The sequence below is a fragment of the Pseudomonas fluorescens genome (assembly GCF_902497775.2).
GTDB lineage: Bacteria > Pseudomonadota > Gammaproteobacteria > Pseudomonadales > Pseudomonadaceae > Aquipseudomonas > Aquipseudomonas putida_F.
In genome coordinates this window covers 5,168,253-5,188,992 of record NZ_OZ024668.1, presented here as the reverse complement: position 1 = coordinate 5,188,992, position 20,740 = coordinate 5,168,253, and the positions used below count along the sequence as shown (strand labels likewise).

Annotated in this window: 20 protein-coding genes and 1 pseudogene; 14 read left to right on the top strand and 7 right to left on the bottom strand. The window is 62.0% G+C overall.

Translation table 11 applies throughout. The features are described from left to right. Positions 1-15: 15 nt before the first annotated feature. A complete protein-coding gene (locus F8N82_RS23890; RefSeq protein WP_038997715.1) occupies positions 16-2,379 on the bottom strand; it encodes a penicillin acylase family protein in 2,364 nt (787 codons plus the stop codon). 84 nt (positions 2,380-2,463) lie between these two features. Between F8N82_RS23890 and F8N82_RS23885 the strand changes: the two genes are divergently transcribed. Further along, on the top strand, positions 2,464-3,012 hold the full coding sequence (locus F8N82_RS23885) for a sugar O-acetyltransferase (RefSeq protein WP_038997714.1): 549 nt from the start codon (positions 2,464-2,466) through the stop codon (positions 3,010-3,012). Here the strand turns inward: F8N82_RS23885 and F8N82_RS23880 are convergent. Next, a complete protein-coding gene (locus F8N82_RS23880; protein ID WP_052251599.1) occupies positions 3,009-3,578 on the bottom strand; it encodes a DUF6436 domain-containing protein in 570 nt (189 codons plus the stop codon). The two genes, F8N82_RS23885 and F8N82_RS23880, sit on opposite strands and share 4 nt — an antisense overlap. A 98-nt stretch (positions 3,579-3,676) precedes the next feature. On the opposite strand from F8N82_RS23880, the gene F8N82_RS23875 reads away from it, so the two are divergent. Next, the gene (locus F8N82_RS23875; protein ID WP_038997713.1) at positions 3,677-4,618 is read left to right on the top strand and encodes an alpha/beta hydrolase; all 942 of its coding nucleotides are present in this window, start codon (positions 3,677-3,679) and stop codon (positions 4,616-4,618) included. Here F8N82_RS23875 and F8N82_RS23870 read toward each other — a convergent pair whose 3' ends face one another. Beyond that, positions 4,619-5,368, bottom strand: a complete 750-nt coding sequence (locus F8N82_RS23870) for a DUF2059 domain-containing protein (RefSeq protein ID WP_038997712.1) — start codon at positions 5,366-5,368, stop codon at positions 4,619-4,621. 114 nt (positions 5,369-5,482) lie between these two features. Here F8N82_RS23870 and F8N82_RS23865 point away from each other — a divergent pair, with 114 nt between their 5' ends. Next, on the top strand, positions 5,483-6,115 hold the full coding sequence (locus tag F8N82_RS23865; protein WP_038997711.1) for a 2OG-Fe(II) oxygenase: 633 nt from the start codon (positions 5,483-5,485) through the stop codon (positions 6,113-6,115). Between the two features lies 1 nt (position 6,116). Continuing rightward, positions 6,117-6,599: a DUF523 domain-containing protein gene (locus F8N82_RS23860; protein ID WP_038997710.1), complete on the top strand. Its 483-nt coding sequence runs from the start codon at positions 6,117-6,119 to the stop codon at positions 6,597-6,599. Positions 6,600-6,704: 105 nt separating this feature from the next. Here the strand turns inward: F8N82_RS23860 and F8N82_RS23855 are convergent, their stop codons facing one another. Continuing rightward, on the bottom strand, positions 6,705-7,475 hold the full coding sequence (locus F8N82_RS23855; RefSeq protein ID WP_038997709.1) for a transporter substrate-binding domain-containing protein: 771 nt from the start codon (positions 7,473-7,475) through the stop codon (positions 6,705-6,707). A gap of 226 nt (positions 7,476-7,701) precedes the next feature. On the opposite strand from F8N82_RS23855, the gene F8N82_RS23850 reads away from it, so the two are divergent. Further along, on the top strand, positions 7,702-8,178 hold the full coding sequence (locus F8N82_RS23850; RefSeq protein WP_038997708.1) for a DUF4399 domain-containing protein: 477 nt from the start codon (positions 7,702-7,704) through the stop codon (positions 8,176-8,178). Between the two features lie 66 nt (positions 8,179-8,244). On the opposite strand, the gene serA is transcribed toward F8N82_RS23850, so the two are convergent. After that, positions 8,245-9,474: a phosphoglycerate dehydrogenase gene (gene serA / locus F8N82_RS23845; protein WP_038997707.1), complete on the bottom strand. Its 1,230-nt coding sequence runs from the start codon at positions 9,472-9,474 to the stop codon at positions 8,245-8,247. Between the two features lie 172 nt (positions 9,475-9,646). On the opposite strand from serA, the gene F8N82_RS23840 reads away from it, so the two are divergent. The 4 genes from F8N82_RS23840 to F8N82_RS23825 all read left to right on the top strand — a co-directional run bounded on the left by F8N82_RS23840 (position 9,647) and on the right by F8N82_RS23825 (position 13,832). After that, on the top strand, positions 9,647-11,044 hold the full coding sequence (locus tag F8N82_RS23840) for an FAD-binding oxidoreductase (protein WP_038997706.1): 1,398 nt from the start codon (positions 9,647-9,649) through the stop codon (positions 11,042-11,044). 41 nt (positions 11,045-11,085) lie between these two features. Beyond that, positions 11,086-11,751, top strand: coding sequence for a fumarylacetoacetate hydrolase family protein (locus F8N82_RS23835; RefSeq protein ID WP_038997705.1), 666 nt, complete (start codon positions 11,086-11,088; stop codon positions 11,749-11,751). Positions 11,752-11,901: 150 nt separating this feature from the next. Then, a complete protein-coding gene (locus F8N82_RS23830; RefSeq protein ID WP_038997704.1) occupies positions 11,902-12,834 on the top strand; it encodes an SdiA-regulated domain-containing protein in 933 nt (310 codons plus the stop codon). Positions 12,835-12,920: 86 nt separating this feature from the next. After that, entirely contained in the window at positions 12,921-13,832 is a 912-nt protein-coding gene (locus tag F8N82_RS23825; RefSeq protein ID WP_038997703.1) for an SdiA-regulated domain-containing protein, read from the top strand. A 56-nt stretch (positions 13,833-13,888) separates the two neighbouring features. Here the strand turns inward: F8N82_RS23825 and rpiA are convergent, their stop codons facing one another. Next, the gene (gene rpiA / locus F8N82_RS23820) at positions 13,889-14,560 is read right to left on the bottom strand and encodes a ribose-5-phosphate isomerase RpiA (RefSeq protein ID WP_010222132.1); all 672 of its coding nucleotides are present in this window, start codon (positions 14,558-14,560) and stop codon (positions 13,889-13,891) included. Positions 14,561-14,696: 136 nt separating this feature from the next. On the opposite strand from rpiA, the gene ilvA reads away from it, so the two are divergent. Further along, the gene (gene ilvA, locus F8N82_RS23815; protein ID WP_038997702.1) at positions 14,697-16,211 is read left to right on the top strand and encodes a threonine ammonia-lyase, biosynthetic; all 1,515 of its coding nucleotides are present in this window, start codon (positions 14,697-14,699) and stop codon (positions 16,209-16,211) included. A gap of 41 nt (positions 16,212-16,252) precedes the next feature. After that, positions 16,253-16,681 carry a DUF2269 family protein gene (locus F8N82_RS23810; protein WP_038997701.1) on the top strand — a complete coding sequence of 143 codons (429 nt, stop codon included), beginning with the start codon at positions 16,253-16,255 and terminating at the stop codon, positions 16,679-16,681. A 59-nt stretch (positions 16,682-16,740) separates the two neighbouring features. Here the strand turns inward: F8N82_RS23810 and F8N82_RS23805 are convergent, their stop codons facing one another. Next, positions 16,741-17,397 (bottom strand): HAD family hydrolase, encoded by a 657-nt coding sequence (locus F8N82_RS23805; protein ID WP_038997700.1) that lies wholly within the window; start codon positions 17,395-17,397, stop codon positions 16,741-16,743. Between the two features lie 140 nt (positions 17,398-17,537). Between F8N82_RS23805 and F8N82_RS23800 the strand changes: the two genes are divergently transcribed. From F8N82_RS23800 to F8N82_RS23790, 3 genes and pseudogenes are all read left to right on the top strand, one after another. Continuing rightward, on the top strand, positions 17,538-18,017 hold the full coding sequence (locus F8N82_RS23800) for an RNA pyrophosphohydrolase (protein ID WP_010222140.1): 480 nt from the start codon (positions 17,538-17,540) through the stop codon (positions 18,015-18,017). Between the two features lie 22 nt (positions 18,018-18,039). Beyond that, positions 18,040-20,319: a phosphoenolpyruvate--protein phosphotransferase gene (gene ptsP / locus F8N82_RS23795; RefSeq protein ID WP_038997699.1), complete on the top strand. Its 2,280-nt coding sequence runs from the start codon at positions 18,040-18,042 to the stop codon at positions 20,317-20,319. A 35-nt stretch (positions 20,320-20,354) separates the two neighbouring features. After that, positions 20,355-20,738, top strand: a pseudogene (locus tag F8N82_RS23790) (transposase); the annotation flags it as partial. Positions 20,739-20,740: the final 2 nt, after the last annotated feature.

The window sequence follows — 20,740 nt, the reverse complement described above, 5'->3', positions numbered from 1 at the left end:
TGCCCAGCGAAGCTTTCAAGGCACCAGCCTCAAGGTGCTCTGCGCCGGAATCACACCCATCTGCGCCTTGTGGTACCGGCCTTCGATATAGTCCTTGGCCTGGTCGCCATAGTGCTGGTCAAACAATACCCCGCTTTGCCCGACCGGGTTGATGGTCAGCGCCTGGCCGGCATCGGCAAAGTCGATCAGCCGCCGGGTCGATGGCCCATAAGTCACCGGCCACGGTGCCGGGCCGATCTTCGCCGACAGGTTGTTCGGCACTTCATGGGTGCCCGGTGCGGCGAACGGTCCAACGTTGAACAACAGGTTGAGCGGCTTCTGCAGCCCTAAGGGATGGTTGTGGGTCAGGGTATGGGCCTTGCCCCATTGCCAGCCGGTCGGGTCGTTGCCGAAGGTCTCGCGCAGGTGGGCCAGGGTTTTGCCCCAGGCCTGCTTCACCGTCGCCTTGCGGTCACCTTGATCGCTGCTGCCTTGCTTGCCCCACCAGGGTGAATTGGCGTCGGCCGCCAGTCGTGGCAACGCGGCATCGATGGCGCGGGTGCTGATCAGGGTCTGGAACCAGGTGTCGCCCAGTTCATCGTGCAGCGCCGCGTAGGCCAGGTCGTAGAGGAACTGGTTGAACAGCGTGGCACTGACCGAGTCCACCGGATAGTCGCCATTCCACGCCGCCAACTGCTCGACCAGCTCTTTCTCCTGATCGCCCTCGGCCACTTCCCGCAGCACTGCCAGCAACGGCGCCAGGGTGCGCGGGCCGTAGTCGGTGATGGTGTCCAGTTGCAGGGCCTGGCTGTTCTGCTGGTCCCATTTGGTCTGCGGGTCGGCCAGGTGCTGGTTCAGGCGTTGGCCACGGTCGGCCAGGTTGTAATAGCCGGGGATCGGCATGTTCGCGGGCGGCTGGAAGTTGGCCGAGACGATGTAGCCGCTGGCCGGGTTCTCCGCCTGCGGGTTGGCGCTGAAAGGATAGAAGCCGAGCTTGTCGGCCTGCGCCGTGCTGCCATCGAGAATGAAGCCCGGATTGACCCCGGCTGGCCGAATCGGCAACTGCGCTGCCGCCCACCAACCGATATCGCCACGGGCGTTGGCCCAGATCAGGTTGAGCCCCGGTGCCTGAATCTTTGCCGCTGCGGCGCGCATCTTGTCCAGGGTGTCGGCGCGGTTGACCTGGTAGAAACCATCGAGGATCGGGTTCTCGGTTTCCAGGAATGCCCACCACACGGCAATCGGCGTCGGCCCCGCAGTGTCGCCCAGCACTGGATTGACGATCGGCCCATGAGGCGAGCGGCGCAACGTGATGTTCACCGGCGCTTGGTCTTTCACCACGATCTGGTCCTGGGTCTGGACCAGGGTCTGCCACTGGCCGTTGATCTTCACCTGCTCGGGGTTGTCGGGGTTGACCTGTTCGGCAATCAGGTCGACGTCGTCGTTCTGGAACATGGTCAGGCTCCAGCCGAAGTCGCGGTTGTGCCCCAGCGACGCGAAGGGGTTCAGCGCCTGGTGATAGCCATAGAGGTTGAAGCCCGGTGCGGTCAGTTCCGCCTCGTACCACACCGACGGCACGGCGAAACTGATGTGTGGGTCGCCGGCCAGCAGCGGCTTGCCGCTGCGGGTGCGGCTGCCGGCAATCGCCCAGGCGTTGCTGCCTTCGTACTGGGGAATGCCGGCATCGCTCAGGGCTTGCTGGCTGAGTTGCGCCAGCTGCTGCAGGCTTTGCCAGTCGCTGGCAGCCAGGGCTGGCTTGCTGGCCAGGGCGCCTTGCGGGTTCCAGTCCAGGTCGAAGATCTTCAGGTAGTCGGCGCCCAGTTGGTCACGGATGTAGGTCAGTGCAGGTTCGGTGCGAAACGCCGCGGCAAAGCTGTAGGCCATGTAGCCGGCGATGCTGATGGTGTCCTGGGCGGTGAAGGGCCGGGGCTTGATGCCCAGCACGTCGAACTCCATCGGCTTGGGATGGCTGTCCTGCCAGGCATTCACACCGTCCAGGTAAGCCTGCAGGGCAAGCCAGGCCGGCGAGGTTTTGTCCTGGCGTTCGACATACAGCTCAGCCTGCTCGCGAATGCGCAGGCTGCGGAACAGGGTGTCGGTACCTAGCAGTTTGCTGCCGAGGATTTCGGCCAGCTCGCCGCGGGCCAGGCGGCGGATGATCTCCATCTGGAACAGGCGGTCCTGGGCATGTACATAGCCAAGGGCACGGTACAGGTCGGCCTCGTTCTGCGCCTGGATATGCGGCACGCCGCGGGCGTCATAGCGCACGCTGACCGGCGCCTGCAGGCTGCTCAGGATGACCTCGCCTGCGCGTTGCGGCAGCTTGCCGTGCACGTACCAGTAACCGCCGCCGGCGGCCGCGGCAATGACCACGGCGAGTAAGGTCAGGCTGCGCTTCATCGTGACTCCTTGTACTTTTTAGCGGATCTTGTGGTCCGATCATCGAGGTAAAGACGGACAGAGGATAGCCCCAAAGGAGGCCAGATGAATCTCAGTGAAAAGCAGAAAATGCTCAGCGGCCAGCTCTATCACGCCAGTTGCCCGCAGTTGCAGGCCGAACAGATTGCCAACAAGCACTGGATGCAGCGCTACAACAACAGCGCCGACCTGCTCAACGAGCAGCGCCACGGGTTGTTGCTCGAGCATTTCGGCGAGGTCGGTGACGGTGCAGTGATTCGCCCGCCGTTCTACTGCGACTATGGCTACAACATCAGCGTCGGCGCCAACGTGTTCATGAACTTCAACTGCGTGATCCTCGACGTTACCCCGGTGAGTATCGGCGATGACTGCCAGATCGGCCCGGCGGTACAGATCTACACCGCCGATCACCCACTGGACCCGGAACTGCGCCGCAGCGGCCTGGAAAGCGGGCGGCCGGTGAAGATCGGCAGTAACGTCTGGATTGGCGGCGGCGCGATCATCCTGCCGGGGGTAACCGTGGGCGATAACGCGGTGATTGGCGCCGGTAGCGTGGTTACCCGCGATGTGCCTGCGGGTGCGACCGTGGTTGGCAATCCTGCACGGGCGCGCTAGGGCTGCCAGGGGCAGTAGCAGCCCACCGCCATGGTGTGCGTGGCGCTGACTGCCCGGCCCTGGCTCAAGGCGAGCAGGATGGGCTCGATGAAGCTGTTGCTCGAATTGCAGGTCGCGCCTTCGCTGTAGGGGCCGAAGTAGGCCAGTTGGCCGTTGCGGTCCCAGATCGCTACGCCGGGGGTGGCCGGCAGGTGCTCGGCGCCGGGCAGCTCGCTCAGCGGTTTGAGCGCGCTGAGGGTGGCGGGCAACTGGCCGCGGGTCCCGGGTTTCTGCACCACATAGAACTCAACACCCTGGGGGCCGAAGTGCTCGATCAGCTCGCCCAGGTGCTGCTGGTTGCCGACGTTGCACGGGCAGGCCGGGTCCCAGAAGTGCACCAGGCGGATCGGGCCGGGGCCGGCAATGCTCGCCGGCAGTTGCAGGCGGTCGCCGGAGAACAGCGCGGTCTGGTTGTCGAAAGTGCGCAGGTAGCGGCTCTGGAAACTGTCGTAGGCCCACCACAGGCCGGCGCCGCAGAAGGCGACGAGCAAGAGGCCAAGCAGGGTGCGCAGGGGCGAGCGGGGCATGTCGGCAATGTCCGAAAAAAGTCGCCTAGCTTGCCATGCTGGCGGCGACAGATGAATATCACAGGTCAATAACCCGCTTTTGCGTCTGGAAATCTTTTATGCCTGCGTCATTTCAGCCCGACTCCCTACGTGCCAGCCTGTCATCCCTGGCGGCGCGGCAGCCACTGTCGACGCAGGGTCAGGCCTATCAGCGCTTCTACGGGCTCGATCTGCCCGCCCGTGAAGATGCCCCACAGAGCTGGCTGGGGCGTTTCGACGCCGCAGGGTTCGAGGTGGTCGGCCAGGTGTGGTTGCCGGCGGCGCCCGTGGCGACGCTGATTCTGCTGCACGGCTTTTACGACCACATGGGCTTGTACCGGCATGTCATCGATTGGGCGCTGGATCAGCAGTATGCGGTGATCTCCTGCGATCTTCCCGGGCACGGGCTGTCCAGTGGCGAGCGTGCCAGCATCGATGATTTCAGTGCCTACCAGCAGGTGCTGCAAGCGCTGTTCGAGCAGGCCCGTAGCCTGGAGCTGCCGCAGCCGTGGCATCTGTTCGGGCAGAGCACGGGTGGTGCGATCATCGTCGACCATCTGCTGCATCGCGGCGCCGAGTGCCCGGCCCAGGGCGAGGTGATCCTGCTCGCGCCGCTGGTACGGCCACGGGCGTGGCGTTGGTCGAAATTCAGCTACCGGGTGCTCAAGCCGTTCGTCAACGGCATTGAGCGGCGCTTCAGCGAGAACAGCAACGACCCGACCTTTTTGCCGTTCCTGCTGGCCGACCCGTTGCAGCCAAGACGCCTGCCGACGGCCTGGGTGGGGGCGTTGCTCGATTGGGTCAAGCGTATTGAAGCGGCGCCGCTCAGCCCGCGGCAGCCGCTGATCATTCAGGGCGAATGCGACATGACCGTCGACTGGCCGTACAACCTCAAGGTGCTGGGGGAGAAATTCGCCGCGCCGCGGATCCTGATGATTCCCGAAGCGCGGCATCACCTGGCCAACGAGTTGCCGGCGATTCGCGCGCGCTACTTCGAGTTCATTGACCAGCGCCTGGGCTGATCACTTCAGCTGCGAGGTTTCCTGGCCAACCGCAAGGCCGGCACGGATCGCCGCCAGGGCGGCCTTGTAGTAAGCCTTGCCTTCGTCGGACTCGGCAAAGGTGGCGAACTCTTCCAGCTCGGCATCGGACAGGTCGCGATAGACGTACAGCAAGGTGTTGTTCAGTTCGCTGCCGATTTGTTCCATCAGGCGTTGGCGCTGGCCGTCGAGCAGGCCCTGGGCCTGGCCGCCACCGAGCAGGCCGGGGATCATCTGGCTGAGGCTGTCGGCGGCGACCCCGGCAATCGCCAGGCTCACTTCGGCACCGGCTTCGCGGGCCGGCAGGGCCTGGGCCAGGTGGCCGATGATCAGCAGGCGGTTATCGCTGGCCTGGACCTTGGGCAGGCCCTTGGCATTCTTGGCCAACTGGTCGCGACGGGTGGCGAGCAGTTCGGCGGCGACGATCTTGCGCCCCAGCGGCGATTGGAAGAAGGCCAGGGCCGGGGCCGGATCGCTGAGATTGGCGCGCAGCTGGGCCTCGGCGCGTTTATCCACAGCCTGGGCCTGGAAGCGCTGATTGCTGTTATTGACCAGCGCCTGGTAAACCGCAGGCGGCAGGCTGTTGCGATAGCGCTGCTGGGCGGCATCGAGGGCATCGGTGAAGTGGGCGCGCTGCTCGGGCCAGCCGGCGACCTTGTAGAGTTGGTCGAGGCTGTCTGCCCAGACAGGCGTAGTGCAGATCATCATCAGCAGTAAAAACAAACGGCGCATTCAGGACTCCTGTCGGCAGGGCGCTATTGTCCTTGCCATGGCGGGGCTTTGTCGAGAAGCCATTGCATACTCTCGGCCAAGTGGCGCTGTCGGATTTCGCGGCAGATCGATACTATGCGCGACATGCACATATCCCCTGATGACCCCCTGCTGTTGCGCATCGTCGACGACCTGGCCGCCCGTGGCTGGTCGCAGCAAAATACCTTTCTTCCAGAGTCTCTGACCCTGGCGCTGGCGGCCGAGTGCCGCAATCGCGCCGCCGAGGGTGCGCTGGAGCCGGCAGCCGTGGGTCGGGGCCTTGCCCAGGAGGTCCGCGAGGGCATCCGCGGCGACCGTATCCAGTGGCTGGAGCCCGGCCAGGCCGAGCCTTGCGACCACTACCTGGCGCTGATGGACAGCCTGCGCCTGGCCCTTAATCGCGGGTTGTTCCTCGGCCTTGAGGACTTCGAGTGCCACTTCGCCCTGTATCCACCGGGTGCTTTCTATCGCAAGCACCTCGACCGCTTTCGCGATGACGACCGGCGCATGGTCTCAGCGGTGATCTACCTCAACCAGGATTGGCAGCCCGAGCACGGCGGCCAACTGCGCATGACCCTCAAGGGCGATGTCGAGCACGACGTGCCACCGATCGGCGGTTGCCTGGTGGTGTTCCTGTCAGGCGAAGTCCCCCATGAGGTGTTGCCGGCCCATCGCGATCGCCTGTCGCTGACCGGCTGGTTCCGCCGCCGTGGCAACGAGCCGTTCTGAGATGCACAAGGTTCTGGTCAGTGCCTGCCTGCTCGGCCAGCCGGTACGCTATGACGGACGCGCCAGCGGCCATCCGGATTTACTCCAGCAGTGGCAGGCCGAGGGGCGGGTCGTGCCGTTGTGCCCCGAGGTGGCTGGCGGCTTGCCAACGCCACGGCCGCCGGCGGAGATCCCGGGTGGCCAGGGTGCTGCGGTGCTTGATGGCGATACGCAGGTTCTGACCGTCACGGGTGAGGATGTCAGTGCGCAGTTCCTGGCTGGAGCTCAGTTGGCGCTGGCGCTGGTACGCCGCCATGGCATCGGCATTGCGGTGCTCAAATCCGGCAGCCCGTCGTGCGGCAATGCGTTGACCTATGACGGCACTTTCAGCGGCGCCAAAGTGGCGGGAGAGGGCGTGACCACCGCGTTGCTGCGGCGCGCAGGGGTGCAGGTGTTCAGTGAGCTGGAGCTTGAGGCGGCGGAGTTGGCTCTGAAGCAGCTTTGATTCGAAGGCCTCATCGCTGGCAAGCCAGCTCCCACAAGGGCCAGTGCATGCAGCACCTGTGGAAGCTGGCTTGCCAGCGATGGGCTGCGAAGCAGCCCCACTCGTTTACTGCTTCGGCGGCTTGCTCGCATCCATGCCGAACCACTTCTGCGACAACTCGCTCAGCCGGCCATCGGCCTTGATTCGCTGCAGCGCGCCGTCCAGGGAGTTCTGGAACGCCGGGTTACCCTTCTGGAACGGAATCGCCAGGCTCAGGATCGGGCCCACTGTGGCGCCTTTGCTGACGGGCTGCTGGCTGTCGCGAATGGCATACGGCACCAGCAAACGGTCGCTGATCGCGGCATCGATCTGGTCGTTGGCCACATCCTTGATCGGCTGCTTGGCATCCGGGTAACTGCGCAGGTCCACGCCTTCCACCACCCGTGCCTGTTCGGCGAACTGGCTGCCCTGGACCACGCCCAGGCTATGGCCCTTGAGCGCTGCGAGGGTGCTCAGTGGGCGCTTTTCTTCCTTGCGCACAATCAGTTGGGCGCTGGAATAGGCGTAGGGTTCGCTGAAATCCAGACGCTCTTTGAGCTCTGGGGTAGCGGCGATGTGGTTGAGGGCGATGTCGTAACTGCCGCTTTCGACGCCTTGCAGCACGTCCTTGGATTCAACCACGACAAATTCGGCACGCACATCGAGTTCATTGGCCAGCAATTGCCCAAGTTCGACTTCAAAACCGCTGAGTTTGTCGTTTTCCTTGAAACTGAACGGCGCCATGTTGGCTTCTACGGCAATGCGCAGTTCACCGCGGTCGTTGACGTCGTCGATCAGCTCGGCCTGTGCCCATGGGCTGAGCAGGGTGGCAAGTAGTACCCCAATGGCAAAACGCATTTTAGCCCCTTGAATGCTTGGCAGTGAAATCGAGTCGCCGCGACTTTCTGTGTTTGTCACGGTCGAACGCAACTTAAGACCACGTCAGGTGGAGGATGTTTAACCGGCGGCGAAATTTTTTCTGTCGCGGTTGTTAAACATGTTTTGACGCATTTGGACTATGGTAATCCACCGTTGCCGTTCGTTTAGTGGCAAAGGTTATTGAAGTAAAACACAGGAGAAGTGAATGAAAAGCCTATTTTCGCGTGCAGCGGTCGCCGGATTGCTGATGGGTGTCTCGGCCTTTGCCGCTGCCGCCGATGGCCTCAAGAGCCAGGAGCCGCCAAAAGACGCCAAGGTCTTCATCGTTTCCCCGGCCGATGGCGCTACGGTCGACAAGACCTTCACCGTCAAGTTCGGCATCGAGGGCATGGAGCTCAAACCAGCCGGTGATCAGACCCCGCACACCGGTCACCATCACTTGCTGGTGGACGTCGACAAAGAACCTGCGGCCGACCAGGTGCTGCCAACCAGCCTGCTGCCGGAAAACAACGCACCACTGGCGGCCGGCCCGCAAGTGCTGCACTTCGGCAAGGCGCAGACCGAGGTCAAGCTGACCCTGACTCCGGGCAAGCACACCTTGCAGCTGGTGCTGGGCGACAAGTTCCACGTGCCGTTCAAGCCGAGCGTCGAGTCGAAGAAGATCACCGTTACTGTTAAATAACGGCGAAAAGCATCGCGGGGCAAGTCGAGGACTCGACTTGCCCCGCGATTTATTGCGCGAAGAACGTTAGAACAGTACGCGGGAACGGATGGTGCCCTTGATCTGTTGCAGTTTTTCTTGCGCCAGGTCTGAGTACTCGGCATCAACGTCGATTACCACGTAACCGACTTTCTCGTTGGTCTGCAGGAACTGACCGGAGATGTTGATCGCGTTTTCGGCGAACACTTTGTTGATTTCGCTGAGTACACCCGGAATGTTTTCGTGGATGTGCAACAGGCGGTGCTTGCCCGGGTGCGCCGGCAGGGCCACTTCAGGGAAGTTGACCGACGACACGGAAGTACCGTTGTCGCTGTACTTGACCAGCTTCTCGGCCACTTCCAGGCCGATGTTGGCCTGGGCTTCAGCGGTGGAACCGCCGATGTGCGGGGTCAGGATCACGTTGTCCAGGCCACGCAGCGGGCTTTCGAACTGCTCGTCGTTGGAGCGCGGCTCAACCGGGAACACGTCGATGGCGGCGCCGATCAGGTGCTTGTCCTTGATTGCCGCAGCCAGGTGATCCAGCTCGACCACGGTACCGCGGGCGGCGTTGATCAGGATCGAGCCTTTCTTCATCGCGCGGATTTCTTTCTCGCCGATCATCCACTGGGTGGATGGCAGCTCAGGCACGTGCAGCGAGACGATGTCGGCCAGGCCCAGCAGCTCATTCAGGCTGGTGACCTGGGTCGCGTTGCCCAATGGCAGCTTGGTCAGCGGGTCGTAGAAGAACACCTGCATGCCCAGGCTTTCGGCCAGGACCGACAGTTGCGTACCGATCGAGCCGTAGCCGACGATGCCCAGCTTCTTGCCGCGGATCTCGAAGGAGTTGGCCGCGCTCTTGATCCAGCCGCCACGGTGGCAGGAAGCGTTTTTCTCGGGGATGCCGCGCAGCAGCAGGATCGCTTCGGCCAGCACCAGTTCGGCGACCGAACGGGTGTTGGAGTACGGCGCGTTGAACACGGCGATACCGCGCTCGCGAGCGGCGTTCAGGTCAACCTGGTTGGTACCGATGCAGAAACAGCCGACAGCGACCAGTTTCTTGGCGCAGTCGAAAACCTCTTCGGTCAGTTGAGTGCGCGAGCGGATGCCGATGAAGTGGGCATCAGCGATCTTTTCTTTCAACTCAGCGTCGGGCAGAGAACCGGTGAGGTACTCGATGCTGGTATACCCGGCGGCCTTGAGGACGTCCACGGCGGATTGGTGGACGCCTTCGAGAAGAAGGAACTTGATCTTGCTCTTATCGAGAGAAGTCTTGCTCATCTGCGTAAACCTGTGTCCCGGAGAAAAATGGCAGGGAAGTGAAGCTCTCGCAGCATCGGCCTGAAGCACGATCAGCGGGGGGCGTATGCTAGCATGAGTACCCCCCGATACGCCCATCCCTGGGACGTGAAGAGTGCTCAGGGTGACTATGAATAGTTCGAGAGTTCTATCGATGACCGATTCTGCGCTGATTGATGAGCTGATGACCCTTGTAGCGCCTGGTAAGGTGCTGACCGACGCCGCTTCTCTTGAGGCCTACGGCAAGGATTGGACCAAGCACTTCGCCCCCGCGCCCTCGGCCATCGTTTTCCCCAAGAGCATCGAACAGGTTCAGGCCATCGTCCACTGGGCCAACCAGCACAAGGTCGCCCTGGTGCCGTCGGGCGGCCGAACCGGGCTGTCGGCAGCAGCGGTAGCGGCCAACGGCGAAGTGGTCGTGGCGTTCGACTACATGAACCAGATCCTCGATTTCAACGAATTCGACCGTTCGGTGGTGTGCCAGCCGGGGGTGGTTACCCAGCAGCTGCAGGATTTTGCCGAGGACAAGGGCCTGTACTATCCGGTGGACTTCGCCTCGGCCGGTTCCAGTCAGATTGGCGGCAATATCGGCACCAATGCCGGCGGGATCAAGGTGATTCGCTACGGCATGACCCGCAACTGGGTGGCCGGCCTCAAGGTCGTCACCGGCAAGGGCGACCTGCTCGAGCTGAACAAGGACCTGATCAAGAACGCCACCGGCTATGACCTGCGTCAGCTGTTCATCGGCGCCGAGGGCACCCTGGGCTTTGTGGTCGAGGCGACCATGCGCCTGGACCGGGCACCGAACAACCTCACGGCCATGGTCCTCGGTACGCCGGACTTCGATTCGATCATGCCGGTGCTGCACGCGTTTCGCGCCAAGCTCGACCTGACCGCCTTCGAGTTCTTCTCCGACAAGGCCCTGGCCAAGATCATGGGCCGCGGCGACGTGCCGGCGCCGTTCGAGACCGACTGCCCGTTCTATGTCTTGCTGGAGTTCGAGGCCAGCAACGAGGAGGTGGCCAACGATGCCCTGGCCACCTTCGAGCACTGCGTTGAGCAGGGCTGGGTGCTGGACGGGGTCATGAGCCAGAGCGAACAGCAACTGCAAAACCTGTGGAAGCTGCGCGAATACATCTCCGAAACCATCTCGCACTGGACCCCGTACAAAAACGACATTTCGGTAACCGTGTCGAAAGTGCCGGCGTTTCTCAAGGATATTGACGCGATCGTCGCAGATAACTACCCGGATTTCGAAGTGGTCTGGTACGGCCACATCGGCGACGGCAACCTGCACCTGAACATCCTCAAGCCGGAAAACCTGAGCAAGGACGAGTTCTTTGCCAAGTGCGCGACGGTGAACAAGTGGGTGTTCGAGACCGTCGAGAAATACAACGGCTCGATCTCCGCCGAGCATGGCGTCGGCATGACCAAGCGCGATTACTTGACCTACAGCCGCTCGCCGGTCGAAATCCAATACATGAAAGCAGTGAAGGCAGCGTTCGACCCCAACGGGATCATGAACCCGGGCAAGATCTTCGCTGTCGAGTAAGCCACAGGCACAAGAGCATCCAATAGCGCCAGGAGTCGGTAATGAGCTATCAGCACCAGTATGTAGACGGCACGCGTATTCACTTTCCCCTGGGCAAAGTGGTGTGCATCGGGCGCAACTATGCCGAGCACGCCAAAGAGCTGGATAACCCCATCCCTAGCGAGCCGCTGCTGTTTATCAAGCCGGGCAGTTGTGTGGTGCCGTTCGACAGCGGTTTCAAGATCCCGACGGAACGCGGTTCGGTGCACTACGAGACGGAAATTGCCGTATTGCTCGGCAAGTCGCTGTCGACCAACCCCAGTGACGAAGAAGTGCTCGACGCTATCTCCGGCTTTGCCCCGGCCCTGGACCTGACCCTGCGCGACCTGCAGGCACAGTTGAAAGAGAAGGGCCTGCCGTGGGAGCGCTCCAAGTGCTTCGATGGTGCCTGCGTACTGCCTCCGTTCGTGCAGGCCAGTGCCTTTGAAGACCTGACCGACATCGGTATCCGCCTGACCCTCAACGGTGAAGTGCGCCAGGACGGCAACAGTGCGCTGATGCTCAACCCGATCGTGCCGATGATCCAGCACATGGCCACGCAATTCTCGCTGCTGGCCGGTGACGTTATCCTGACCGGTACCCCGGTTGGCGTTGGCCCGCTCAATCCTGGCGACCAGCTGGTGATTGAGCTGCCAGGCGTCAGCCGTTTCGAAAGCCAGGTGCTCTGACTTACCGACGTGGCAGCCAGAAAAACTGGCTGCCATACTGCCCGTCGGCTTTTGCCATTTTTTTCACAATCGATCCGGATAATGCTTGCGGACCTGGCTCTGCGAACGTGCCGGTAATGTGTTATCAACTGGCAAAAAGAGCACAACCCCATGGCCACTCCTCTTCCTTCGAGCAATTCCCTGCCGCCTGCGCGCAAGCGTGGCCTGGCCTTGCGCTGGTCCACCTGGCTGGTTGGCGCGGCGATCATCGGCTACGGCGTGGCGATTGCCATGCATTGGGATGACCGTGGCCTGCTCTGGTTGCAGGAGCGTTTCGAAAGCAAGGTCGAGCAACAGGCCAGCATCTGGTTGCCGGACTACCAGGTCGATATCGACGCCAAAGTGCTGCCAGGCATGGAGGATGATGAAGCTTCCGACCTGTCCTACAATCCGGTGAGCAAAACCTTGTTCGCGGTCATGGGCAAGAATCCCTTCCTGGTCGAGCTGACCCTTGAGGGCGACGTGCTGCGCAAGATGCCGCTGGTGGGCTGGAGCAACCCTGAAGGCGTGGCCGTGCTCGAAGGCGGGCGCCTGGCGATTGTCGACGAGCGCGATCACAAGATGACCATCGTCACCCTCAAAGCCGATACCAAATCGCTGAACATTGCCGACTTCCCGCAGTACGACCTCGGCCCATCTGAAAACCAGAACAAGGCCTTCGAAGCCGTGGCCTGGGACCCTCTGCAGCAGCGCATCATCCTCGGTGAAGAACGACCGCCGGCCCTGTTCACCTGGAGCAGCGACGGCCACAGCCCGCTGACCGGCGACAAGAAGCCGCTGCCAAGCGACGAGCTGGACCTGCGCAACCTCTCGGCGCTGGGCGTCGATCCGCGCACCGGGCACCTGCTGGTGCTGTCCGCCGACTCCAACATGCTTCTGGAGCTGGACGAGAAGGGCGAGCAGGTCAGCTTCATGACCCTGCTGGGTGGCTTCAACGGCCTGAAAAAGCGCATTCCACGCGCTGAAGGCGTGGCGATGGACGAACACGGCACGCTGTACATCGTCAGTGAGCCGGATCTGTTCTATCGTTTCAAAAAGCCCTGATTTCAGATTTTTCCTACGTAAGGTTTTAAGTTTCGCTTCAGTTGAGTGTGGGAAGATTCAGGCTGTCACTTAAAGAGTCCACCTGAATGCGTCGCTACATCCGCCTGCCGCTGATTTTCCTGGTATTGAGCCTGTTCGCCTTGCTCCTGGTCGCTGTTGCCGGGCAGCAGTACCGTCTGTTCGAACGCGGCTGGTTCAACGTCAAGACCTGGTGGCAGCCGTTTGAGCAAAGCATGGGTCTGGACCAGTACAAGGTGGTGCTTGAGGCCAAGCCTATCGATGGCCTGGATGAAGACATTTCGGCGCTGACCTTCGACCCTGATCGCAATAGCCTGTTTACCGTCACCAATAAACGCCCTGAGCTGATCGAGCTGTCGCTGGACGGGCGCATCCTGCGGCGTGTGCCGCTGACCGGCTTTGGCGACCCGGAGGCGGTGGAATATATCGGCCCCAACAGTTACGTGATCACCGACGAGCGCGAACAGCGCCTGATTCGCGTGCGGCTGAACGACAACACACCGTTTCTCGACGCCAAGGATGCCGAACAGCTGACCCTGGGTATCGGCCTCAATGGCAACAAAGGCTTTGAAGGCCTGGCCTACGACTCGGCCGGCAAGCGCCTGTTCGTGGCCAAGGAGCGTGACCCGATGCTGATCTACGAGGTGCATGGGTTCCCCCATGACAACCCCGAGCAGCCGTATGCGGTGCATGTGGTACAGGACCAGAAGCGTGATTCGCGGCTGTTTGTAAGGGATCTGTCGAGCTTGCAGTTCGATGAGCGCAGCGGCCACTTGCTGGCGCTGTCGGATGAGTCGCAGCTGGTGTTGGAGCTGGATGTGCAGGGTAAGCCGCTGAGCACTTTGTCACTGCGCAAGGGCTTTCAGGGCTTGAAGAAGAGTGTGCCGCAGGCCGAAGGCATCGCCATGGACGATGCCGGGACCATTTACCTGGTCAGCGAGCCGAACCTGTTTTACGTGTTCAAGAAGCCGACCGAGTAGGTTTCATCGCGAGGCAAGCCCGCTCCTACAACGAGTGGGCTTGCCCCGCGATGCTGTCAGGCCTTGAGGCTCTTGACCCCTTCCGAAGTCCCCAGCAACAGCAGATCCGCCGGCCGCGCCGCGAACAGGCCATTGGTGACCACGCCGACAATCGCGTTGATCTGGCTTTCCAGCTCGACCGGGTTGGTGATCTGCAGGTTGTGCACATCGAGAATGATGTTGCCGTTATCGGTCAGCACACCCTCGCGGTACACCGGGTCGCCACCGAGCTTGACCAGCTGGCGGGCCACATGGCTGCGGGCCATGGGGATGACTTCGACCGGCAGCGGGAAGGCGCCCAGCACCGGTACCAGCTTGCTGGCGTCGGCGATGCAGATGAAGGTCTTGGCCACGGCGGCAACGATTTTCTCGCGGGTCAGGGCGGCGCCGCCGCCCTTGATCAGGTTCAGGTGCTCGTCGCTTTCGTCGGCACCGTCGACGTAGAACTCCAGGTCGCTGACGGTGTTCAGCTCATACACCGGAATACCATGACCCTTCAGGCGTGCTGCCGTCGCTTCGGAGCTGGCCACGGCGCCGTCGAAGGCGGTCTTGTGCTTGGCCAGGGCATCGATGAAGCAGTTGGCGGTCGAACCGGTGCCGACGCCGACGATGCTCTTGTCATCGAGCTTGGGCAGAATGAAATCGACAGCGGCCTGGGCAACAGCCTGTTTGAGTTGGTCCTGGGTCATGCGGGCTCCGAAGCGGGGAGGAGTATCGTGAAGGCGCGTAGTATAGCGGCTAAAACCCCTGCCTTGCTGTGGTCGCCCGACCGGGCGCTGGGGTAGACTCGCAAACCCCGCCCAACCGCTCAGTGATGCTTTCCCGATGCTCGAACAGTACGTCAAGAAGATCCTCACCTCGCGCGTTTACGACGTCGCCGTCGAAACTCCGTTGCAGACCGCCGGCCAGCTGAGCAAGCGTCTGGGCAACAACATCCTGCTCAAGCGTGAAGACTTGCAGCCGGTGTTCTCTTTCAAGATTCGCGGTGCCTACAACAAGCTGGCCCAGCTCAGTGCGCAGGAGCTGGCCCGTGGCGTGGTTACCGCATCGGCCGGCAACCATGCCCAGGGCGTGGCCCTGGCGGCCCGCGAGCTGGGGATCAAGGCCACTATCGTGATGCCCAAGACTACCCCCGAGATCAAGATCGAAGGCGTGCGTTCGCGCGGCGGCAAGGTCGTGCTGCACGGCGACTCGTTCCCGGAAGCGCTGGCCTATTCGCTGAAGCTGGTGGACGAGAAGGGCTTCGTCTACATCCACCCCTATGACGATCCGCACACCATCGCCGGGCAGGGCACCGTGGCCATGGAAATCCTCCGTCAGCACCCGGGCCAGTTGGACGCAATCTTCGTCCCGGTCGGTGGCGGCGGCCTGATCGCCGGTATCGCCGCCTACGTGAAGTACCTGCGCCCGGAAATCAAGGTGATCGGCGTCGAGCCGGACGACTCCAACTGCCTGCAGGCCGCCATGGCCGCGGGTGAGCGCGTGGTGCTGCCGCAAGTCGGGCTGTTTGCCGATGGTGTGGCGGTTGCGCAGATCGGCCAGCACACCTTTGATATCTGCAAGGACTACGTCGACGAGGTGATTACCGTCAGTACCGATGAGATCTGCGCGGCAATCAAGGATATCTACGACGATACCCGCTCAATCACCGAGCCTGCCGGCGCCTTGGGCGTTGCCGGGATCAAGAAGTACGTCGAGCTCAATGGCGTGAGCGGGCAGACCCTGGTGGCCATCGATTCCGGCGCCAACGTCAACTTCGACCGCCTGCGCCATGTCGCCGAGCGTGCCGAACTGGGCGAGGGCCGCGAAGCCATCATCGCCGTGACCATTCCCGAGCAGCCGGGCAGCTTCAAGGCCTTCTGCGAAGCGGTCGGCAAGCGCCAGATCACCGAATTCAACTATCGCTACCATGCCGACGGCGAAGCGCACATCTTCGTCGGCGTGCAGACCCACCCGGATACCGACCCACGCAGCGCGCTGATCCAGAGCCTGACTGAGCAAGGCTTCCCGGTACTCGACCTGACCGACAACGAACTGGCAAAGCTGCACATCCGCCATATGGTCGGTGGCCATACCGCGCGGGTCAGTGACGAACTGGTGCTGCGCTTCGAGTTCCCGGAGCGTCCGGGGGCGTTGTTCAACTTCCTCAACAAGCTGGGCGGGCGCTGGAACATCTCGATGTTCCACTACCGCAACCACGGCGCGGCTGATGGTCGCGTGGTCGCCGGCTTGCAGGTACCGGATGATGAGCGCCACCTGGTGCCGGCGGCACTGGCCAAGATTGGCTACCCGTACTGGGACGAAACTGATAACCCGGCGTACCGGCTGTTCCTGGGCTGAGCGTCTACGCTTTTGGGCAACGCCTGAGGAAGAAATAAGAAATGGAACTGCTGACTACCCTGAAAACCGCCCACATCCTGGCTACCTTGTTGCTGCTGGGCAGCGCACTGGGGCTGGCGATCTGGACCTTTCTGGCGCGCCGCAAGGGTGACGCCAGTGCCCACACACGGCTGATGGCCCGGCCGCTGGTGTTTGTCTGGCTGTTGATGGGCATCTGCCTGGTGAGCATGCCGTTCACCGGCTGGTGGCTGGTGCACCTGATCGGCTGGCCGCTGGGCCAGACCTGGGTGTTGGGCTCCAGCGTTATCTACACCTTCGGTGCCTTCAGCTGGTTCTGGCTGCTGGCACGGGTCAACCGCCTGCGCACGGCGCCGACCGTGGGCAACCCGAAGTTCACCCTGGCGCTGGCGGTGTTCAGTGGTGTGTGTTTTATCGCCATCGCCGGGCTGATGGGTGCCAAGCCAGTCTAAACGGCGCATGTGGGAGCGGATTCACCGGTCCGGCGCATCGATGAATCCGCTTGCACCTATCAATCGCGCAGGCTGATCACCTGCCAGCCGCGCTGCTGGGCTTCAGCGCGCAGGTTCGGGTCGGGGTCGACCGCCACCGGATGGGTGACCTGTTCCAGCAGTGGCAGGTCGTTCATCGAGTCGCTGTAGAAGTAGCTGTCTTCCAGGCTATAGCCGTTTTCCAGCAACCAGCGGTTCAGGCGCGTCACTTTGCCTTCACGAAAGCACGGTATATCGGTACTGCGCCCGCTGAAGCGGCCGTCGACCATTTCGCATTCGGTGGCCAGCAGGGTTTGCACGCCCAGGCGTTTGGCGATCGGGCCGGTGATGAAACGGTTAGTGGCAGTGATGATCACCAGCTTGTCGCCGGCATCCTGATGCTGCTTGAGTAAGGCCAGGGCCTTGGGCAGGACAATGGGCTCGACGCAATCGCGCATGAAATCGCGATGCCATTCGTCGAGTTGGGCCATTTCCGTTTTCGCGAGGATTTCCAGGGTGAATTCCAGGTAGGCGTTCAGGTCCAGCTTGCCGGCCAGGTAGTCCTGATAGAACTCGTCGTTGCGGTTCTTGTAAGCGATTGGGTCGAGAATACCGCGTTCGCACAGGTAATCCCCCCAGGCGTGGTCGCTGTCGCCACCAAGGAGCGTATTGTCCAGATCGAATAAAGCCAGGCGCATTTAAGTCACTCGCATAACATCTGAAAAGTCTCACAGAATACGGACTTTTGACATCGGTGCACATAAGGTAAACAGGCGCGTTGCTGGCCTTGTGACCTTTGTGGAACAATGCCGTGACATGCGTTTGCGAGGTTGCTGCCGTGATCGACCCCGATGGTTTTCGCCCCAATGTCGGGATCATTCTGACGAATGATCTTGGACAGGTGCTATGGGCTCGACGGATCAACCAGGATGCCTGGCAGTTTCCCCAGGGAGGTATCAACCCCGAGGAAACGCCGGAAGATGCCCTGTACCGCGAGCTGAACGAAGAAGTGGGGCTGGAGCGAGATGATGTTGAAATTCTTGCCTGCACCCGCGGCTGGTTGCGTTATCGTTTACCCCAACGCTTGGTCCGTACCCACAGCCAACCGCTGTGCATCGGCCAGAAACAGAAATGGTTCCTGCTGCGCCTGGTCTCCAACGAGCAACGGGTGCGGATGGACTTGACCGGTAAACCGGAGTTCGACGGCTGGCGCTGGGTCAGCTATTGGTATCCGCTGGGCCAGGTGGTGACATTCAAGCGCGAGGTTTACCGCCGCGCTCTCAAAGAGCTTGCCCCGCGCCTGCTGGCGCGCGACTGACGACGGAGTTCGACCCCGAGCCATGCTCAATACGCTGCGCAAGATCGTCCAGGAAGTTAACTCCGCCAAGGATCTCAAGACGGCGTTGGGGATCATTGTGTTGCGCGTAAAAGAGGCCATGGGCAGTCAGGTCTGCTCCGTCTACCTGCTCGATCCCGAGACCAACCGCTTTGTGCTGATGGCCACCGAGGGCCTGAACAAGCGCTCGATCGGCAAGGTCAGCATGGCCCCCAACGAGGGTCTGGTCGGTCTGGTCGGTACCCGCGAAGAGCCGCTGAACCTGGAAAACGCCGCCGACCACCCGCGTTATCGCTACTTCGCCGAAACCGGCGAGGAGCGTTTTGCCTCCTTCCTCGGTGCGCCGATCATCCACCACCGCCGCGTGGTCGGGGTGTTGGTCATCCAGCAAAAGGAGCGGCGCCAGTTCGACGAGGGCGAAGAAGCCTTCCTGGTGACCATGAGCGCGCAACTGGCCGGGGTTATCGCCCACGCCGAGGCCACCGGCTCGATCCGCGGCCTGGGCCGTCAGGGCAAGGGTATACAGGAGGCCAAGTTCGTCGGCGTGCCCGGTTCACCCGGCGCTGCGGTGGGCAAGGCGGTGGTCATGCTGCCACCGGCCGACCTCGATGTGGTGCCGGACAAGAACGTCGATGACATCGACGCCGAACTGAAACTGTTCAACAACGCCCTGGAAGGGGTGCGCGAAGACATGCGCAACCTCTCCGCCAAACTCGCCACCCAGCTGCGCCCGGAAGAACGCGCGCTGTTCGACGTCTACCTGATGATGCTCGAAGACGCCGCCCTGGGCGGTGAAGTGGTGCAGGTGATCAAGACCGGGCAGTGGGCCCAGGGCGCGCTGCGCCAGGTGGTCGGCGAGCACGTCAATCGCTTTGAGCTGATGGACGACGCCTATCTGCGTGAGAGGGCTTCCGACGTGAAGGATCTGGGCCGGCGACTGCTGGCCTACCTGCAGGAGGCCCGTCAGCTGTCGTTGGTCTATCCCGACAACACCATTCTGATCAGCGAAGAGCTGACCCCGGCGATGCTCGGCGAGGTGCCCGAAGGCAAGCTGGTAGGCCTGGTCTCGGTACTGGGATCGGGCAACTCCCACGTCGCTATCCTGGCCCGGGCCATGGGCATTCCGACCGTCATGGGCCTGGTCGACCTGCCGTATTCCAAGGTCGACGGCATCGACATGATCGTCGATGGTTACAAGGGCGACGTCTATACCAACCCCAGTGAAGTACTGCGCAAGCAGTACGCCGAAGTCGTCGAAGAAGAACGCCAGTTGGCCCAGGGCCTCGACGCCCTGCGCGAACTGCCTTGCATCACCCTCGATGGCCACCGCATGCCGCTGTGGGTCAACACCGGCCTGCTCGCCGATGTCGCCCGCGCCCAGCAGCGTGGCGCCGAAGGCGTCGGCCTGTACCGTACCGAAGTGCCGTTCATGATCAACCAGCGCTTCCCCAGTGAGAAGGAGCAACTGGCGATCTATCGCGAGCAACTGGCGGCCTTCCATCCGCTGCCGGTGACCATGCGCAGCCTGGATATCGGCGGCGACAAGGCACTGTCGTACTTCCCGATCAAGGAAGACAACCCTTTCCTCGGCTGGCGCGGCATTCGCGTCACCCTCGACCACCCGGAAATCTTCCTGGTGCAGACCCGCGCCATGCTCAAGGCCAGTGAAGGCCTGAACAACCTGCGCATCCTGCTGCCGATGATTTCCGGTATCCACGAACTCGAAGAAGCCCTGCACCTGATCCACCGGGCCTGGGGCGAAGTGCGTGACGAAGGCACCGACGTGCCGATGCCACCGGTGGGGGTGATGATCGAAATCCCCGCTGCGGTGTACCAGACCCGCGAGCTGGCACGCCAGGTGGACTTCCTCTCGGTTGGCTCCAACGACCTGACCCAGTATTTGCTGGCGGTTGACCGCAACAACCCGCGTGTCGCCGACCTCTATGATTACCTCCACCCGGCGGTGCTCCAGGCCCTGCAGAACGTGGTGCGTGATGCCCACGCCGAAGGCAAGCCGGTGAGCATTTGCGGTGAGATGGCCGGTGATCCGGCAGCGGCGGTGCTGTTGATGGCCATGGGCTTCGACAGCTTGTCGATGAACGCCACCAACTTGCCGAAAGTGAAGTGGATGTTGCGTCAGGTCAGCCTGAGCAAGTCCAAGGAATTGCTGGCCCAGGCCATGGGCATCGACAACCCGCAAGTTATCCACAGCTCGTTGCAGCTGGCCCTGAAGAATCTGGGGCTGGCGCGGATGATCGGGCCCGGGGTGGGCAAGGCCTTGTGATTTTAGGGCGGCTTTGCAGCCCATCGCTGGCAAGCCAGGCAGTTGAAGGTATCGGTTTCCTGACTGCTGCCGCCTTGGTCATGGCCTTTATCAGAGGCGAATTTAAAAGCAGCGATTCATACATCGCCTTTCTGGGAATGGACCTGCGGATTACAGATTCCGGTCAGAAAGTCGGACGTCGGCGTTTAACCAAACGAGGCTGTTCGGAAATACGTCGATTGCTCCACAACGCAGCGATGTCAGCCAGTCGTTCATTAGCGTGGAAGGGCCTTTACGAGGAGCATCGGCGTAACGGCAAAGCGACGACCCAGGCACTGGTGATCCTCTCCCGAAAGCTTGCGCGCATCGCATTCGCCCTGATGAAAACTCAGGGCGAATACGTTAGCAAAAACGGAAAAGTGGATTGCCCACAACCATAGAA

Bases quoted from the DNA above. Each gene is read 5' to 3' on its own strand.
- F8N82_RS23870 (WP_038997712.1), bottom strand. From the start codon at position 5,368: ATGCGCCGTTTGTTTTTACTGCTGATGATGATCTGCACTACGCCTGTC.
- F8N82_RS23860 (WP_038997710.1), top strand. From the start codon at position 6,117: ATGCACAAGGTTCTGGTCAGTGCCTGCCTGCTCGGCCAGCCGGTACGC.
- F8N82_RS23875 (WP_038997713.1), top strand. From the start codon at position 3,677: ATGCCTGCGTCATTTCAGCCCGACTCCCTACGTGCCAGCCTGTCATCC.
- F8N82_RS23890 (WP_038997715.1), bottom strand. From the start codon at position 2,379: ATGAAGCGCAGCCTGACCTTACTCGCCGTGGTCATTGCCGCGGCCGCC.
- F8N82_RS23885 (WP_038997714.1), top strand. From the start codon at position 2,464: ATGAATCTCAGTGAAAAGCAGAAAATGCTCAGCGGCCAGCTCTATCAC.
- F8N82_RS23810 (WP_038997701.1), top strand. From the start codon at position 16,253: ATGGAACTGCTGACTACCCTGAAAACCGCCCACATCCTGGCTACCTTG.
- F8N82_RS23835 (WP_038997705.1), top strand. From the start codon at position 11,086: ATGAGCTATCAGCACCAGTATGTAGACGGCACGCGTATTCACTTTCCC.
- ptsP (WP_038997699.1), top strand. From the start codon at position 18,040: ATGCTCAATACGCTGCGCAAGATCGTCCAGGAAGTTAACTCCGCCAAG.
- F8N82_RS23805 (WP_038997700.1), bottom strand. From the start codon at position 17,397: ATGCGCCTGGCTTTATTCGATCTGGACAATACGCTCCTTGGTGGCGAC.
- F8N82_RS23865 (WP_038997711.1), top strand. From the start codon at position 5,483: ATGCGCGACATGCACATATCCCCTGATGACCCCCTGCTGTTGCGCATC.
- F8N82_RS23825 (WP_038997703.1), top strand. From the start codon at position 12,921: ATGCGTCGCTACATCCGCCTGCCGCTGATTTTCCTGGTATTGAGCCTG.
- F8N82_RS23840 (WP_038997706.1), top strand. From the start codon at position 9,647: ATGACCGATTCTGCGCTGATTGATGAGCTGATGACCCTTGTAGCGCCT.
- F8N82_RS23855 (WP_038997709.1), bottom strand. From the start codon at position 7,475: ATGCGTTTTGCCATTGGGGTACTACTTGCCACCCTGCTCAGCCCATGG.
- F8N82_RS23880 (WP_052251599.1), bottom strand. From the start codon at position 3,578: ATGCCCCGCTCGCCCCTGCGCACCCTGCTTGGCCTCTTGCTCGTCGCC.
- F8N82_RS23850 (WP_038997708.1), top strand. From the start codon at position 7,702: ATGAAAAGCCTATTTTCGCGTGCAGCGGTCGCCGGATTGCTGATGGGT.
- serA (WP_038997707.1), bottom strand. From the start codon at position 9,474: ATGAGCAAGACTTCTCTCGATAAGAGCAAGATCAAGTTCCTTCTTCTC.
- F8N82_RS23830 (WP_038997704.1), top strand. From the start codon at position 11,902: ATGGCCACTCCTCTTCCTTCGAGCAATTCCCTGCCGCCTGCGCGCAAG.
- ilvA (WP_038997702.1), top strand. From the start codon at position 14,697: ATGCTCGAACAGTACGTCAAGAAGATCCTCACCTCGCGCGTTTACGAC.
- rpiA (WP_010222132.1), bottom strand. From the start codon at position 14,560: ATGACCCAGGACCAACTCAAACAGGCTGTTGCCCAGGCCGCTGTCGAT.